The sequence below is a fragment of the Photobacterium sp. GJ3 genome, from assembly GCF_018199995.1.
Classification (GTDB): Bacteria; Pseudomonadota; Gammaproteobacteria; order Enterobacterales; family Vibrionaceae; genus Photobacterium.
This window is the reverse complement of the sequence record NZ_CP073578.1, coordinates 2,439,103-2,454,590: the sequence shown is the minus strand read 5'-3', so window position 1 is coordinate 2,454,590 and position 15,488 is coordinate 2,439,103. Positions and strand designations below refer to the sequence as shown.

Annotated in this window: 15 protein-coding genes; all 15 read left to right on the top strand. The window is 53.8% G+C overall.

All coding sequences use genetic code 11. The features are described from left to right. Positions 1-5: 5 nt before the first annotated feature. The 15 genes from fliD to fliM all read left to right on the top strand — a co-directional run bounded on the left by fliD (position 6) and on the right by fliM (position 15,485). Entirely contained in the window at positions 6-1,379 is a 1,374-nt protein-coding gene (gene fliD, locus KDD30_RS11150; RefSeq protein WP_211645943.1) for a flagellar filament capping protein FliD, read from the top strand. Positions 1,380-1,403: 24 nt separating this feature from the next. Further along, the gene (locus KDD30_RS11145) at positions 1,404-1,703 is read left to right on the top strand and encodes a flagellar rod protein FlaI (protein WP_211645942.1); all 300 of its coding nucleotides are present in this window, start codon (positions 1,404-1,406) and stop codon (positions 1,701-1,703) included. Positions 1,704-1,718: 15 nt separating this feature from the next. Further along, positions 1,719-2,123: a flagellar export chaperone FliS gene (gene fliS / locus KDD30_RS11140; protein WP_211645941.1), complete on the top strand. Its 405-nt coding sequence runs from the start codon at positions 1,719-1,721 to the stop codon at positions 2,121-2,123. A 230-nt stretch (positions 2,124-2,353) separates the two neighbouring features. Next, positions 2,354-3,817, top strand: a complete 1,464-nt coding sequence (locus KDD30_RS11135) for a sigma-54 dependent transcriptional regulator (protein ID WP_211645940.1) — start codon at positions 2,354-2,356, stop codon at positions 3,815-3,817. Positions 3,818-4,004: 187 nt separating this feature from the next. Next, the gene (locus tag KDD30_RS11130) at positions 4,005-5,069 is read left to right on the top strand and encodes a PAS domain-containing sensor histidine kinase (protein ID WP_211645939.1); all 1,065 of its coding nucleotides are present in this window, start codon (positions 4,005-4,007) and stop codon (positions 5,067-5,069) included. Next, the gene (locus KDD30_RS11125; protein WP_211645938.1) at positions 5,066-6,475 is read left to right on the top strand and encodes a sigma-54 dependent transcriptional regulator; all 1,410 of its coding nucleotides are present in this window, start codon (positions 5,066-5,068) and stop codon (positions 6,473-6,475) included. The genes KDD30_RS11130 and KDD30_RS11125 overlap by 4 nt, the downstream gene beginning before the upstream one ends. Before the next feature lie 116 nt (positions 6,476-6,591). Continuing rightward, a complete protein-coding gene (gene fliE / locus KDD30_RS11120) occupies positions 6,592-6,903 on the top strand; it encodes a flagellar hook-basal body complex protein FliE (RefSeq protein WP_211645937.1) in 312 nt (103 codons plus the stop codon). A gap of 16 nt (positions 6,904-6,919) precedes the next feature. Continuing rightward, positions 6,920-8,656 (top strand): flagellar basal-body MS-ring/collar protein FliF, encoded by a 1,737-nt coding sequence (gene fliF / locus KDD30_RS11115; RefSeq protein ID WP_211645936.1) that lies wholly within the window; start codon positions 6,920-6,922, stop codon positions 8,654-8,656. After that, complete coding sequence (gene fliG / locus KDD30_RS11110) at positions 8,646-9,689, top strand: flagellar motor switch protein FliG (RefSeq protein ID WP_211645935.1); 1,044 nt, start codon at positions 8,646-8,648, stop codon at positions 9,687-9,689. Before fliF ends, fliG begins: the two co-directional genes overlap by 11 nt. Positions 9,690-9,707: 18 nt before the next feature. After that, positions 9,708-10,514, top strand: a complete 807-nt coding sequence (gene fliH / locus KDD30_RS11105; protein WP_211645934.1) for a flagellar assembly protein FliH — start codon at positions 9,708-9,710, stop codon at positions 10,512-10,514. Continuing rightward, complete coding sequence (fliI, locus tag KDD30_RS11100) at positions 10,511-11,827, top strand: flagellar protein export ATPase FliI (RefSeq protein WP_211645933.1); 1,317 nt, start codon at positions 10,511-10,513, stop codon at positions 11,825-11,827. The genes fliH and fliI overlap by 4 nt, the downstream gene beginning before the upstream one ends. A 38-nt stretch (positions 11,828-11,865) precedes the next feature. Beyond that, the gene (fliJ, locus tag KDD30_RS11095; RefSeq protein ID WP_211645932.1) at positions 11,866-12,303 is read left to right on the top strand and encodes a flagellar export protein FliJ; all 438 of its coding nucleotides are present in this window, start codon (positions 11,866-11,868) and stop codon (positions 12,301-12,303) included. Between the two features lie 117 nt (positions 12,304-12,420). Next, positions 12,421-13,860, top strand: coding sequence for a flagellar hook-length control protein FliK (locus KDD30_RS11090; protein WP_211645931.1), 1,440 nt, complete (start codon positions 12,421-12,423; stop codon positions 13,858-13,860). Between the two features lie 76 nt (positions 13,861-13,936). After that, the gene (gene fliL / locus KDD30_RS11085; RefSeq protein ID WP_211645930.1) at positions 13,937-14,431 is read left to right on the top strand and encodes a flagellar basal body-associated protein FliL; all 495 of its coding nucleotides are present in this window, start codon (positions 13,937-13,939) and stop codon (positions 14,429-14,431) included. 7 nt (positions 14,432-14,438) lie between these two features. After that, the gene (gene fliM, locus KDD30_RS11080; RefSeq protein ID WP_211645929.1) at positions 14,439-15,485 is read left to right on the top strand and encodes a flagellar motor switch protein FliM; all 1,047 of its coding nucleotides are present in this window, start codon (positions 14,439-14,441) and stop codon (positions 15,483-15,485) included. The last annotated feature ends 3 nt before the right edge of the window (positions 15,486-15,488 follow it).

The window sequence follows — 15,488 nt, the reverse complement described above, 5'->3', positions numbered from 1 at the left end:
TGTAGATGAATATTGGCGCAATGGGAACGGCATCCGGCCTGGATATCAACGCCATGGTCGACAAGATCGTCGCTGCAGAGCGAGCGCCAAAGGAAGAGCGCATCAATCAGCGCAGGGAAGAGGCGAACGTCGAGCTGAGTGCTTACGGCCGTCTGAAAGGCGCACTGGATGGCATGAAAAGCCTGATGGCTGAGTTCCGTCAGGGGAACACCTTGTCTGCCCGGACAGCAACTTCCGATAATCAGGATATGCTGACCGTCAGTGCAAATCATGAAGCACAGCCAGGTCGCTACACCGTCGAAGTTCAGCAACTGGCGACAGCACACAAGGCGGCTTCTGCACCGATTGATGACAGCGTTGCTCTGGGTGCCGGAAAATTGACATTGTCTGTCGGTGGTCAGTCTTTTGACGTTTCACTCGACGGTAACGAGAGCAAACTGCTGGATGTGGTGCGTCAGATTAACCGCAACCCGGATAATACCGGTGTGCTTGCCTCGGTGATTAAAGACAGCGCAGGCGCGCGACTGGTGCTGACATCGGATAAGTCCGGCGAACGGAATCCGTTAACAGTGACGGTGGATGCCCCGGCGGGCAGTCCGTTGCAACAGTTCGCCTTTGACAGTACACAACCAGCCAGCCCGATGATTGAAATGCAGGCTGCCGCTGATGCAAAAGTGCTGATTGACGGGTTAGCCCAAATCAGCAGCGATACCAACACACTGAAAGATGCGATTCCCGGTGTGGACATGGACTTGAAACAACTGTCGGCCAACAGTAACCAGCCGCAGGCGGTGATCGAAATCGGCTACGACAGAGACAAAGCGGGTGCTCAGATTGAACGATTCGTGAATGCTTATAATCAGTTTTACGATACGACTAAAGAGCTGGGTAAATTCGACCCAAGCACCCAAAGTAAAGGTCCTCTGGTCGGGGACAGTATGCTGCGGGCTTCGGTGCAGCAGCTGCGAAATGCATTCAGCACACCGCTGGAAGAAGGCCCGTCCAGTTTGCAGACATTGAGTGAACTGGGAATTACCACGACGCTGACCGGTCATCTGGAAATCGATTACGATAAATTGGATCGTCAACTGAATACCAATTTTGCGGATGTCGGTGAGTTTTTCGGAAGCCGGAAAGGTTTTGCCCGTCGGATTGAAGATCTGCTGCATGCATATACGGGTGCAACAGGCAGTATCTCGAACCGGGAAAAAAGTATTCATGAACAAGTGCTGAAGCTCAATAATGACGAGCGTGACCTGGATCGACGGATGGAAAGTGTGTATCAGCGTACCCACGATCAGTTTGCAGCCATGGATCATGCGATGGGGCAAATGCAAAGTCAGCTGGGTTCAATGATGAGTATGATGCCGCAACCCTAACGGCAGACAGCGAGAGGGAAAGCAATGTCAGTGAAGATGATGCAAACCCTGGCCGACATTGATCAGCAGTTATATCAGGTGCTCAATGAAGGTACGGAGATTGACGCAGACAAACTACACACCTTGCTGGCAGACCGCCAGACCGTGTTGAATGATCTGAAAGCGGTACCGGAGTTATTGGACAAAGACAGTTGGCAGGAAGCTATCGACAGAACATCCGATTTGCTGACGATATTGCGCGAACGGCGCGAAATGTCGGCAGATCAATTGAAGAGATTACAGCACGGACAACGGTCAGTGCAGGCATATCATCAATTTCGCTAAGGTAACATCATGGTCATGAGAGGAAATCTACAGGCTTATAAACGAGTCTCCGTAGACAGTCAGTTAACATCCGCATCACCACATCGTGTGATTCAAATGCTGATGTCTGGTGCAATTGAACGTTTGATTCAGGGGAAAGCGGCCTTGGAGCAAGGGTCGATTTCAACCAAGGGTGAACGCTTGGGTAAAGCGCTGGATATCGTGATCAGCTTGCGCGGTTGTTTGTCATTTGAAGATGGCGGTGACATCGCGAAAAATCTGGACTCACTCTACCTGTACATGATTGAAAAGATCTCAATGGCGAATCAGCAGAATGACTCGAGCCATCTGGATGAGGTCATTGAGATGCTTCGGGAAATCAAATCCGCCTGGGATCAAATTCCTGCAGAGCATCACAATATTACGAAGATGGAGTACTAATACGTTACTTAGTTACTGTCAAAACGTTCTCATCTTCACTCGCAATTTAGAGAACCATAGCCAATAAATTGCGTAACCCGCATCATTCCGTGGCACTGGGCTCACAGCTTTTCACTGTGCCCGGTTGCCAAGTCCTGTTCTTTTATTACAATGGACAGCAATTATGATTTGGTTGCTGTTCCGTTTGAATACGCCACAAGAATAGATAAAGACAGGCAAATATCACTTCTATGCAAGGTTTAGCTAAGACCCTCGTCATTGATGACGACCCGCAGCACCGTCACGATCTCAGCGTGATCCTTAATTTTGTCGGTGAGCAGCATGAAGCGATAACCACCGATGAGGCTGACAACGCACTATGGGATAAAACCTGGAGTGCCTGTTTGATTGGGAATATCCATTCTGTGAAAAAGCAGAATCACGTGCTTGAGCAACTGCGTCAGCGGTATCATATTCCCGTTCTGGTGATGTCTGATCTGGAGAAAGCAGTCTCAGGCATGCCGAATTTTGTGGGGACGCTGTCGCACCCGTTGCATTACAGTCAATTAATGGATGCGCTGCGTCATTGCCAGGAATTTCTGGGAAAACACAGTTTTCAGGTGCCTCAGCTGGCTCGAAAAAATACGTTATTCCGCAGTATGGTGGGGCGTAGCGAGAGCATCAGTCAGGTTCGGCATCTGATCGAACAAGTGGCCGGTACGGACGCGAATGTCCTGATTCTGGGTGAATCAGGCACCGGAAAGGAAGTGGTCGCACGCAATATTCATTACCACTCCTCCCGCGGCAAAGGGCCTTTTGTCCCGGTAAACTGTGGTGCGATTCCCCCCGATCTGCTGGAAAGCGAACTCTTTGGCCATGAGAAAGGTGCCTTCACGGGCGCAATTTCGGCTCGGAAAGGACGGTTTGAGCTGGCGGAAGGCGGCACACTGTTTCTGGATGAAATCGGCGATATGCCCATGCCGATGCAGGTCAAACTGCTGCGTGTCATTCAGGAGCGCTGTTTCGAGCGGGTGGGCGGAAATCAGTGCATCAAGGCTGATGTCCGGATTATCGCTGCAACGCACAGAAATCTGGAACAGATGATCGCCGAGAATCATTTCCGTGAAGACCTGTTCTACCGGTTAAATGTGTTTCCGATTGAAACCCCGTCACTGCGGGAGCGGCTGGAAGATATTCCCCTGTTGCTACAGGAACTGCTGACCCGGATGGAAGCGGAAGGTGCCAAGCCGATCCACTTCACGCCCCGTGCCATCACTTCTTTAATGGAGCATGACTGGCCGGGCAATGTCAGGGAACTGGCAAACCTGATCGAACGGCTGATGATTCTGTATCCGGGCGAGATGGTGGATGTGAATCATTTGCCGGTGAAATACCGTTACACCGATTTGCCGGACTTCAGACCTGAAGAACGCGCGATGTCTGTTGAAGACGAGGAGCGGGCACTGCTGGCTGACGTCTTTGCCAGTGGTTATCAGGATACGGACGAAAACTTTGGCTTCAGCGATTTGCCGCCGGAAGGTCTGAACCTGAAAGAAATGCTGGCTGAGCTTGAAGTCGATATGATTCGTCAGGCACTGGAAGCACAGGCCGGTGTGGTCGCGCGGGCGGCAGATATGCTGGGAATGCGTCGCACCACATTGGTTGAGAAAATGCGCAAGTACAATATCTCCACGAAGGAAGCGAGCAACGCTTAACGCCCTGGAATGAGGCACTGAAACAGACAGTCAGTTGCCGGATGACAAAAAAATCAGGAGCGGTGTCAAATTAATGACATCGCTCCTTTTTTATACACTGCTGCTAATTGATTGATTTACATTAATTATTTTTGGCACAAAACATGCTTAACTCTTGTATATTAGGGAATCGTGTCATAAGGGTGTGATGGTGGAAGAAGCACAGTCAGTCTCGCCGCTGGGAAACCTGAGTCAACAGGTCAGTCGGTACAAGCAGGTGATTGAAGTCATGCCAACCGGCGTGATCTTGCTCGACGGGATGGGAAAAGTGTGTGAAGCAAACCCGGAAGCTGTCCGCCTGTTAGGAGAGCCCCTGGCGGGAGAGCGTTGGGTTGAAGTGATTCAGCGTGCTTTTGCCCCTCAGGAAGACGATGGTCATGAGATTTCTTTACGCAGCGGCCGCAAGGTGAAACTGGCGATTTCTGCGTCCGACAGCGGACAGCTCATCGTGATCACCGATATGACGGAAACCCGGTTACTGCAGTCGAGATTCAGCGAGATGCAACGGATGTCTTCATTGGGGCGTATGGTTGCATCTCTGGCGCACCAGGTCCGCACACCGCTCTCCAGTGCCATGTTGTATGCCGCCAATTTGTCGTCGCCTCAGTTAACGGCACAAACACGCGACAGGTTTCAGACCAAGCTGATGGATCGGTTGCGGGATCTGGAAAAACAGGTCAACGACATGCTGCTTTTTGCCAAGGGCGGTGATAACAAAGTGGTTGCACCTTTTACACTCGAAACCCTGTTTAATGAACTCGATGCCATGGTTGAAGCGCAAGTTGTGGCCAGTCAGGTCGATTTCTCGATTGAATGCGATGATGAAAGTCCCTGTATTCTGGGGAATGCCAATGCGCTGGCCAGCGCAATCAGCAACCTGATCACCAATGCGATTCAAATGTCCGGCAAGCAGTGTCGGGTCAGTCTGAGTGTGGCCTGTACACAAGACATGATTCACCTCAGTGTGACGGATAATGGGCCGGGGATCGCGGCGGACATGCAGAAAAAAGTGCTGGAACCGTTTTTTACCACCCGTCAGCAGGGGACAGGCTTAGGGCTGGCGGTCGTGCAAATGGTCGCCAAAGCACACAATGGCAGCTTGTCGCTGCACTCAGTGCCGGGAGAAGGCGCCACCTTCACGCTGAGTTTGCCCATGGCAATCAATCATGACAATGAAGATCACGAACTGACAGCAACAGGAGAAAGGCAATGACAAGCCGTGTACTGATCGTTGAGGATGACGAAGGTCTGCGCGAAGCATTAGTAGATACCCTGGCACTGGCCGGTTATCAGTGGCTGGCAGCGGAAAGTGCAGAGCAGGCGCTGTTGCTGTTGAAATCAGAGCCGGTCGATATTGTGGTTTCTGATGTTCAGATGGCGGGCATGGATGGTTTAGGGTTGCTCAGAAATATCAAACAGCACTGGCCAAAACTGCCGATGTTGCTGATGACGGCTTACGCCAACATTGAAGATGCCGTTTCAGCCATGAAAGAAGGGGCCATTGATTATATGGCCAAGCCGTTTGCCCCGGAAGTGTTGCTGAATATGGTCAGCCGTTATGCACCGGTGAAGGCGGAAAACAGCCATGCCGTTGTTGCGGACGAGAAAAGCCTGAAACTGCTGGCGCTGGCAGAGCGGGTTGCTCAGACCGATGCCAGCGTGATGGTGTTGGGTCCCAGTGGTTCGGGCAAAGAAGTGATGTCCCGCTATATTCATCAGCACTCCCTGCGCAGTGACGGACCTTTTATTGCCATTAACTGTGCGGCCATTCCGGACAATATGCTGGAAGCGACCTTATTCGGCTATGAAAAAGGGGCGTTTACCGGGGCTGTTCAGGCTTGTCCGGGAAAATTTGAACAGGCACAAGGCGGTACAATTCTGCTTGATGAAATCAGCGAGATGGATCTGAATCTGCAGGCGAAACTGTTACGCGTGCTGCAAGAGCGTGAAGTCGAACGTTTGGGCAGCCGTAAGAGTATCAAGCTGGATGTCCGAGTGCTGGCGACCAGTAACCGCGATCTCAAGCAGTATGTGGCGGAAGGAAATTTCCGGGAGGATTTGTATTACCGCCTGAATGTCTTTCCGCTGGTCTGGCCGGCACTGGCTGATCGTCCGGGAGACATTTTGCCGCTGGCTGCGCATCTGGCCGAGCGCCACTGCCAGAAACAGGGGTTGCCAGCGCCAGTCTTCTCACCAGCTGCGCAAAGTAAATTACTGGCTTATCCATGGCCGGGGAACGTGCGAGAGCTGGATAACGTCGTGCAACGGGCGCTGATTCTGGCCGGAGAGGCTGACATCGGCGGCGAGCATATTTTGCTGGAAGGATTGGACTGGCTGGACGCGCAAGGGTTGCAGCATGCAGTGGCTGCCCCGGTTGCCTCTGTGGCCATACAGCCGGTCAGTGATTTGCCTGTCGCACCGGTAGGCGCATCGGCACTGCCGGGTTCAGACAGTCTGGGCAGTGAATTGCGAGAGCAGGAGTTTGCCATCATTCTCGATGCCATTCAGGCGTGTGAAGGTAAACGCAAAGAAGTCGCGGAGCGGTTGGGGATCAGCCCGCGTACCCTGAGGTACAAACTGGCGAAGATGAGAGACGCCGGAATCGAGATCCCAGTTTAACTATAAAAGATGAATGAATAGATTCATTTCATATTTTTGGCGTTAAGCTTGCACAACTTTATCTTTTCAACGTGATGGCGATATAAAGCGTCAAAAAAGTAGCACGGAGATAACGAATGAAAGTCAACGGATTTCTGTCAGAAATGCAGGCATTGAAAATGGAGGCAAGCAATACCTCCCGTCCGGCGACTGGCGCGCAGGTCAGTGCGGATTTTGGTGCCGCTTTGCAAGATGCCATCCAGAACGTCAATGGCTTACAGAAGGCATCCAGCGATCTCAGCACGCGTTTTGACGAAGGGGATCGCAGTGTGTCTTTATCGGATGTCATGATCGCCCGTAATAAATCGAGTGTGGCCTTTGAAGCAACGGTTCAGGTTCGGAATAAGCTGGTTGAAGCTTACAAAGAACTGATGAACATGCCGGTTTAATTCAGGAATTAAGTGAGTGTCGGAACAAACATCCAACGAGCTTGCCATTGCGGGTAATGCACCAGCTCCAGTCGTCTCAGATGACGATTTGGCGCTGCAAAATCCGGATCTTGAAGAAAAGAGTGCCACGCGTGTCGACAGCATGCTGGGCAATCTGGATTTGCTGCGTCAGGTGATTCTTGTCTTGTCAGTCGCGATCTGCGTCGCGCTGATTGTCTTGGTGGTCGCCTGGCTGAAAGAGCCGGAAATGCGGCCTTTGGGCAGTTATTCTACGGAAGAATTAATTCCGATTCTGGATCACTTTGACCAGAAGAAGATTGAGTACCAGTTGGACGGGAATACCATTCGTGTGCCTGCTGATCAATATGGGGCGATGAAGCTGGAACTGACCCGGGCCGGGCTGAACAACCCAACGGCGGAAGGAGACGATATCCTGTTGCAGGATATGGGCTTTGGGGTCTCTCAGCGGCTGGAACAGGAACGACTGAAGCTGAGCCGTGAGCGCCAGCTCGCGCGGGCCATTGAACAGATCAGCCAGGTGCGCAAAGCACAGGTGCTGCTGGCAATGCCGAAACAAAGCGTGTTCGTTCGCCATAATCAGGAAGCGACTGCCAGTGTTTTCTTAACGCTGAGCACCGGCGGAACGCTGGGTCAGCAGGAAGTCGATTCTATTGTTGATATGGTGTCGACCGCTGTTCCCGGGCTCAAGCCAAGCCGCGTGACTGTCACCGATCAGCATGGCCGTCTGCTCAGCTCGGGAACAGAAGATCCCGCAGCCACTGCGCGCCGGAAAGAGTACGAGCTGGAGCGGAAACAAGAACAGGCCCTGCGTGAAAAAATTGACGCGATTCTGATCCCGGTTCTGGGACTGGGTAATTACACCTCTCAGGTGGACGTTTCCATGGACTTCAGTGCGCAGGAAGAAACACAGAAGCGCTTTGATCCGAACACGCCGTCTACGCGCAGTGAATACACCCTTGAGGACTACAACAATGGTCAGGCTGTTGCCGGGATTCCGGGGGCGCTGAGTAACCAGCCGCCACAGGATTCTTCGATTCCTCAGGATGTGATTGATTTACAAACCGGTCAAGGTGGCAATGGCTCAGTACACCGTGAAGCAACGCGCAATTTCGAGCTGGATACCACGATTCGTCACAAGCGTTCTCAAACGGGCACGATCAGTCGTCAGACGGTGTCTGTCGCGGTGAACTACAAACAACAGCTGAACCCGGAAACCGGCGAATACACGCGGGTGCCGGTCACCGAAGAAGAGCTGGTGAAAATTCGTCGTCTGCTGATGGGCGGTGTCGGATTCCTTCAGGATCGCGGCGATATGCTGGAAGTCATTTCAGTGCCGTTTGCGACACCGGAGCAAGAACGGATTGTCGATTTGCCAATCTGGGAACACCCGAATTTCAATACCTGGGTGCGTTGGCTGGCTGCGGCACTGGTGATTGTGGTGATTCTGCTGGTTCTGGTTCGTCCGGCGATGCGCAAACTCTTGTATCCGAATCAGGCGGCCGATGGCACGCCACTGGATGAGAACGGGATGCCGATTCTTTCCGACGGTGATGAACTGATTGGCGCGGATCTGGACGGTGTTGAAGGCATTGATCTAACAAACAGCAATCTGGAGCTGCCAAACCTGCATAAAGATGACGATCTGCTGAAAGCAGTTCGTGCGCTGGTGGCCAATGAGCCTGATCTGGCAGCACAGGTTGTGAAGAACTGGGTATACGAAGATGGCAAATGAAGTCGCGACCACGGATGAAAAACCGTTCGACATCGCAAGTTTAAGCGGAACCGAAAAAGCCGCCATTCTTTTGCTGAGTCTGAATGAGCAGGACGCGGCGACGATCATCCGTCACCTGGAACCCAAGCAGGTGCAGCGGGTCGGTGGTGCCATGGCCAGCATGAAAGAGCTGAGCAATGATAAGGTGACCGCCGTCCACCGCCAGTTTCTGACGGATATTCAGAAATACACCAGCATCGGTATGGGCAGTGCGGACTTTGTCCGCAATACCCTGATTGCCGCACTGGGTGAAGATAAAGCGAATAACCTGGTCGATCAGATCCTCATGGGCAGTGGTTCCCGGGGTTTGGATTCATTGAAATGGATGGATCCGCGTCAGGTTGCCAGCATTATTCTCAATGAGCACCCGCAGATTCAGACCATTGTTCTGTCTTATCTGGATCCGGAGCAATCGGCAGAAATTCTGTCCCAGTTCCCGGAACGTGTTCGTCTGGATCTGATGATGCGAATTGCCAACCTGGAAGAAGTTCAGCCTGCAGCCCTGCACGAACTGAACGACATTATGGAGAAGCAGTTTGCCGGTCAGGCCGGCGCACAGGCCGCGAAGATTGGCGGCATGAAGGCTGCTGCGGACATCATGAACTACCTCGACAACAACATCGAGGGACTGCTGATGGAGCAAATCCGCGACAACGACGAGGAAATGGCCGTTCAGATCGAAGACCTGATGTTTGTCTTCGAGAACCTGGCCGAAGTCGACGACCGCGGTATTCAGAGCCTGCTGCGCGAAGTCCCGCAGGAACTGCTGCAGAAAGCCCTCAAAGGTGCCGACGATATGCTGCGTGAGAAAATCACCCGCAACATGTCCAAGCGTGCTGCTGAACTGCTGTTGGATGATCTGGAAGCCATGGGCCCGATCCGTGTCTCTGATGTGGAAGCCGCTCAGAAAGAAATTCTGTCTATTGCCCGCCGACTGGCTGAGGGCGGTGAACTGATGCTGAATGGTGGTGGTGGTCAGGATGAGTACCTCTAATACCGCGGGGAAAAGCGCATGACAATAGAGCGCCGTCGCGGCTTTGTCCGCCTGAGTGGTCATCAGGCGGAAGAACTTGAACGCTGGGCCTATCCGGATTACTCCGAGGATGATCAAGGCCCTGTAGAGAATGCGCTGAACTATGATCCGAGCTGGCGCCCGAGGGAGCCGGTCAGTGAAGAGCCTGAACCCCAGCCCCTGACTGCGGCGGATCTGGAAGAAATTCGCCAGTCAGCTTATGAAGAAGGGGTGGAAGAAGGACGCACTGCCGGTCACGCCGAGGGCTATGAAGCCGGTCATCAGGAAGGTTTGGCTGCAGGCCACCTGGAAGGGATGGAAGCGGGCCGTGAAGAGGGCCTTGCCGCCGGACAAGGGACGATCGACGAACATGTCGCCAGCCTGAACGCCATCATTGAAAAGCTGGCAACCCCGTTGCAGCAGATTGATCAGGCGGTTGAACAGCAGATGGTTGAGATGGTTGTGGCCCTGACCCGGGAACTGATCCGGGTGGAAGTGCAAACCAATCCACAGATGATTCTGTCAACCGTGCGCGAAGCTGTGGCTTCTCTGCCCCTGGCATCGCAGCACATCACAGTACAGCTGCATCCGGAAGATCTGGCCTTGATGCAGGCTGCTTACAGCACTCAGGAGCTGGAAAACCGTCGCTGGCAACTGCAAAGTGAGCCAGGGCTGTCCCGGGGTGATGTTCAGATTGCTGCCGGAGATTCCACCGTAGACTTCTGCATTGAAGAACGCATTCGTCATTTACTGGCTCAGTTTCTGGGCATGAACCGCCAGCCGATCCCACAGGAGCAAGGTGAATGACCCTGTCTGAACGACTGGCAGGCTACCGCACTCAGGGACTGGCCTGCCGGCCGGTCGCTTCCGGCCGCCTGGTTCGCGTCGTTGGTCTGACTCTGGAAGCCATTGGTTGCCGGGCACCGGTCGGCAGTGTGTGTCAGGTCGAGGCCATTCAGGGCAGTATTGAAGCGGAAGTGGTTGGTTTCAGCGGCGAAACCCTGTATCTGATGCCCAGCGAACAGCTGACTGGTGTGATGCCGGGCGCGAAAGTCACCCCGATGATGGATGATGGCGGTTTGCCTGTTGGCCCTGAATTACTGGGCCGGGTCATCGATGGCATGGGCAATCCGCTGGACGGCAAAGGCCGTTTGTATACGACCGCGCGCGCCCCGCTGAACGCTGAACCCATCAATCCGTTGGCAAGAAAACCCATTCATGAACCGCTCGACGTCGGCCTGAAAGCCGTTAATGGCCTGCTGACGGTTGGCAAGGGCCAGCGGATTGGTCTGTTCGCGGGTTCCGGGGTTGGTAAATCGGTGACTCTGGGCATGATGACCCGAGGCACGACGGCTCAGGTTGTGGTTGTGGGCCTGATTGGTGAGCGTGGCCGCGAAGTCAAAGAATTCATTGATGAAATCCTGGGTGAAGAAGGCCGCCAGCGTGCTGTTGTGGTCGCTGCACCTGCGGATGCCTCGCCGCTGATGCGACTGAAAGGGTGTCAGACCGCCCTGACGGTTGCGGAGTATTTTCGCGATCAGGGCCTCGATGTATTGCTGCTGATGGACTCCCTGACCCGGTTTGCACAGGCGCAGCGTGAAATCGCGCTGTCCATTGGTGAGCCACCGGCGACTAAAGGTTATCCGCCTTCGGTCTTTGCCAAGTTACCGGCGCTGGTGGAGCGTGCCGGGAACGGTGGAGAGCAGCAGGGCTCGATCACCGCATTCTTTACCGTGCTGACGGAAGGGGATGATCTGCAGGATCCAATTGCGGATGCCTCCCGGGCTATTCTGGACGGACATATTGTGCTGTCACGCGAAATGGCGGATGCCGGGCATTATCCGGCCATTGATGTGGAACGTTCGGTCAGTCGGGTCATGCCAGCGATTGTCAGTGAAGAGCAGATGCTGATGTCCAAAGCGGTACGGCAGATTCTGTCGATTTGCCGAAAAAATCAGGATCTGGTCTCGATCGGCGCTTATAAGCCAGGCTCTGACCCGGCTATTGATCAGGCATTTACCCTGAAGCCTCGCTTGGATGCTTACTTGCAACAAGGCATGAAAGAGTCTGTTCCCTATGAGATGTGTGTGAACATGCTGCGCTCAACACTGGGCGCCTGATATGCTGAACGCAGACCAGACACGGAAGGGAGAACTGTATGGCTGAAGCACTGAATCTGATTCTTGATCAGGCCAGAGAAAAAGAGCGGAACGCATTGCTTGCCCTGGAGCAGGCGAAGCGCGATCTCGACAGCTTTTACCGCCAGCGGGAGCAAATTGAAAAGTATCGCTTTGACTACTGTCAGCAACTGACGGAACGGGGGCAGAGCGGCCTGACGGCCAGTCAGTTCAGTCATCTGCATAAGTTTCTCGGGCAATTAGACGAAACGCTGGTTCAGCAGGATGCTGCTGGCCGGGAGTTTGAACGCCAGGTTGAGCAATGTTCAGAGATTTGGCTGCAAACCCGGAAAGAGCGCAAATCCGTTGAATGGCTGCTGGAGAAAAAAGCCACGACCCGTGAACAGCAGTTAGCCCGTCAGGAGCAGAAGTTAATGGATGAATTTGCCACGCTACAATCCGCCAGAAGGCATCTCTGAACTGTCAGAATACCCGTACATATCCCACTTGGTTCGTTTCTTGCATGCTTACGGTTTACATCAGAAACCTGAGAGCGGCGGCTGAAGTCGTCAAATTTTTGTCAGAGAAAGGTAGATATGAAACCGTCCAGTGGCATTTCTGTCGATTTTAGCACGTCTGGTGCAGGGCTCCGGCCTGCAAAACCAGCACATGCTGACAGCAGAGAAGAGCAAGGATTACCGGGCTTTTCATCCCGTTATGAGTCAGCCGTTCAGTCTGACAAAAAGCAGGAAGTCTCGCGTCAAAAAAATGAACCTTCTGCGTCGCAACAGGCGCGTGCAGAAAAATCTTCTGTACGCCCGTCTGAGAAAAAACAGGCCGGCGATGACAAGCTGGACGGTGCCGGGCGGCATGAAGCAGCCAAGGCAACGGCCAAAGAGACATCGAAAGATGCCGTCGAGACTGCGGACGCCCAGTCTGAAGGCAATGAAGAGAACATCCGTGCAGAGGCTGAAGCGCTGCTGGATCGGCTGAATGCCTCCAGCCAGCAACTGCAAACGGCAAAGGATGGCAAAGAATTGCCACCTGAATCCGATGGGGAAGTGCAAGAAATTGATGCGGCTGCTTTTTGGGCGGCAGGCAATACGACGCAACCCGGACAAGTGGCCGCGCAATCGGGCGATGCAGACGCCCTGACTGAAGGTGATGCGCTCATGGCGGGCCGACAGGGAAAACTCGCGCAATTGCTGGCGGCTCAAACACAGATGGCTGCAGACGGGAAAGCCAAAGCGCCGGAATTATCTGCGCTGGCTGGCGCCGTTCAGTCGGCGACTCAGGGGGATTCGGCCGCAACGACCGCAGGTGAATCTCAGCCGGACTGGCTCAGTGATGCCATTGCCCGCCTGACGGCTTCGAAAGGTGGTGACGCCGGGTTACAGGATGGCGGACAAGCCGGACAGCAAAGCGGTGCTCAATCCGGTATGACGGCTGGTTTAAACGCAGCGCTGATGGATGCCGGACTGCAATTGGATGGTGCTCAGGCGGACAGTCCGGCAACCAGCCAGATTGGCGGTCAGCAAAACAATCTGCAATCTCTGGCTGCCGGTTTGCAGCGCGGGGATGCGGCGCAGACACAGCAACCGCCTTTGCCGCTTCAACGTGAGATGGCCGGGGAACAACTGGCCGAGCGCGTCCAGATGCTGATGAGTAAAAACCTCAAGCATGTGGATATCCGTTTGGATCCGCCGGAACTGGGTCGTCTGCAAATCAAACTACACATCAATCAGGATCAGGCGTCCGTGCAGTTTAACGTCAGCAATGCACAAACCCGGGATCTGATTGAACAAGCGATGCCGCGGCTGCGTGAACTCCTGCAACAGCAGGGCATTCAACTGGCGCAGGGCAGTGTTCAGCAGGACAGCGGACAGCAACTGGCGGGTCAGCAGACTGGTGGCCAGCAGCAGGGCACAGGCAATTCCGGTGGCGGTCGTCATGCTGAGGCTGCCGAAGAGGACGCTGGCAGCGCTGTGGCGATGACGGTCAGCGAGCAACGTGACGGCATCGATTATTACGCCTGACCGGCAAGGGTTGTGAACCGAACCGGACGCACAGAATTTAACCGATGGACTATTTCCGTTTTAGGAAACGAAAATTATGGCTGAAGCAGCAACAACGACAACAACGAATACGAAAAAGCGCCTGATTTTAATTTTACTGGCTTTGGTTCCCGTGCTTTTGGGAGGCGCTGCGGCCTGGTATTTTCTTGCGGATAATTCGCCTTCGGGCGAGGCGGCCAATCAGGAGATGGCCAGCCCGTCCGGGAAGGCAGAACCGGCTTATTATGTGATTTTGCCTCATCCTTTCATTTTTAATGTGACCGGAGATACCCAGCAACGCCTGGTACAGGTTAAGGTACAGCTGATGGTTCGCGGTGATGACAACGATACGCTGGCCCGTCAACATATTCCACTGGTCGAGAGTACGCTGCTTCAGTCGTTCGGTGCTGCCAGTGTTGAGCAGCTTCGTTCACCAAGCGGCCGCCTTGAGCTGCGTCAGCAGGCGCTGCAGTCTGTCCAGTCTGCTTTGGTGAAAGTGTCCGGCAGTCCTGTGGTTGAACAGGTGCTGTTTACCGGCTTCGTAATGCAATAGGTTTCGCGTGACTGATTTATTAACCCAAGACGAAATTGATGCGCTGCTGCATGGCGTCGATGATGTAGAGGATGATCATCCCAAACAGGAGCCCGGCTCCGGGGTAATTTCATTCGACTTCTCGTCGCAGGACCGGATTGTCCGTGGCCGGATGCCAACGCTCGAACTGATTAACGAGCGATTTGCCCGGCACATGCGGATAAGCCTGTTTAATATGCTGCGCAAGACGGCAGAAGTCTCAATCAATGGCGTACAGATGCTGAAGTTCGGTGAATATCAGAACACGCTGTACGTACCAACCAGTCTGAACATGGTTCGTTTCCGTCCCCTCAAAGGCACGGCGCTGATTACCATGGAAGCCCGGCTGGTGTTCATTCTGGTCGAAAACTTCTTTGGTGGCGATGGTCGGTTCCACGCCAAGATTGAAGGTCGTGAATTTACCCCGACCGAGCGCCGGATTGTGCAGATGCTGCTCAAGCTGGTGTTTGAAGACTACCGTGAAGCCTGGTCACCGGTGATGGGCGTCGAGTTTGAATATCTCGATTCTGAAGTGAATCCGACCATGGCGAACATCGTCAGCCCGACGGAAGTGATTGTCGTCAGCTCTTTCCACATCGAAGTGGATGGCGGCGGCGGTGATTTCCATGTCGTGATGCCTTATTCCATGGTCGAGCCTATCCGCGAATTGCTCGACGCTGGTGTCCAGAGTGACAAGATGGACACGGATGTTCGCTGGAGCAAGGCGCTGCGTGACGAAGTGATGGATGTCGAAATCAACCTCCGCGCCAAGCTGATGGACATTGATTTAACCCTGCGTGACCTGATGGAGCTGCGAAACGGGGATGTGATCCCGGTGGAATTGCCGGAATCGGCCACGCTTTATGTCGAGGATCTGCCGACTTACCGCGGTAAAATGGGCAAATCCGGCGACCATGTCGCAATGAAGATTACAGAAAAACTCAAACGGCCCGACACGGTGAAAACGGATCTGGCATTCCTGGATGGGGATGAACTGAGTCCGAGTTTCTCCGCCACTGACCCGATGGATGATTAAAAC

Coding starts and splice junctions, on each gene's coding strand:
- fliS (WP_211645941.1), top strand. CDS start 1,719: ATGAGAGGAAATCTACAGGCTTATAAACGAGTCTCCGTAGACAGTCAG.
- fliI (WP_211645933.1), top strand. CDS start 10,511: ATGACCCTGTCTGAACGACTGGCAGGCTACCGCACTCAGGGACTGGCC.
- fliL (WP_211645930.1), top strand. CDS start 13,937: ATGGCTGAAGCAGCAACAACGACAACAACGAATACGAAAAAGCGCCTG.
- KDD30_RS11090 (WP_211645931.1), top strand. CDS start 12,421: ATGAAACCGTCCAGTGGCATTTCTGTCGATTTTAGCACGTCTGGTGCA.
- fliD (WP_211645943.1), top strand. CDS start 6: ATGAATATTGGCGCAATGGGAACGGCATCCGGCCTGGATATCAACGCC.
- fliJ (WP_211645932.1), top strand. CDS start 11,866: ATGGCTGAAGCACTGAATCTGATTCTTGATCAGGCCAGAGAAAAAGAG.
- fliH (WP_211645934.1), top strand. CDS start 9,708: ATGACAATAGAGCGCCGTCGCGGCTTTGTCCGCCTGAGTGGTCATCAG.
- KDD30_RS11135 (WP_211645940.1), top strand. CDS start 2,354: ATGCAAGGTTTAGCTAAGACCCTCGTCATTGATGACGACCCGCAGCAC.
- KDD30_RS11145 (WP_211645942.1), top strand. CDS start 1,404: ATGTCAGTGAAGATGATGCAAACCCTGGCCGACATTGATCAGCAGTTA.
- KDD30_RS11130 (WP_211645939.1), top strand. CDS start 4,005: ATGGTGGAAGAAGCACAGTCAGTCTCGCCGCTGGGAAACCTGAGTCAA.
- fliG (WP_211645935.1), top strand. CDS start 8,646: ATGGCAAATGAAGTCGCGACCACGGATGAAAAACCGTTCGACATCGCA.
- KDD30_RS11125 (WP_211645938.1), top strand. CDS start 5,066: ATGACAAGCCGTGTACTGATCGTTGAGGATGACGAAGGTCTGCGCGAA.
- fliE (WP_211645937.1), top strand. CDS start 6,592: ATGAAAGTCAACGGATTTCTGTCAGAAATGCAGGCATTGAAAATGGAG.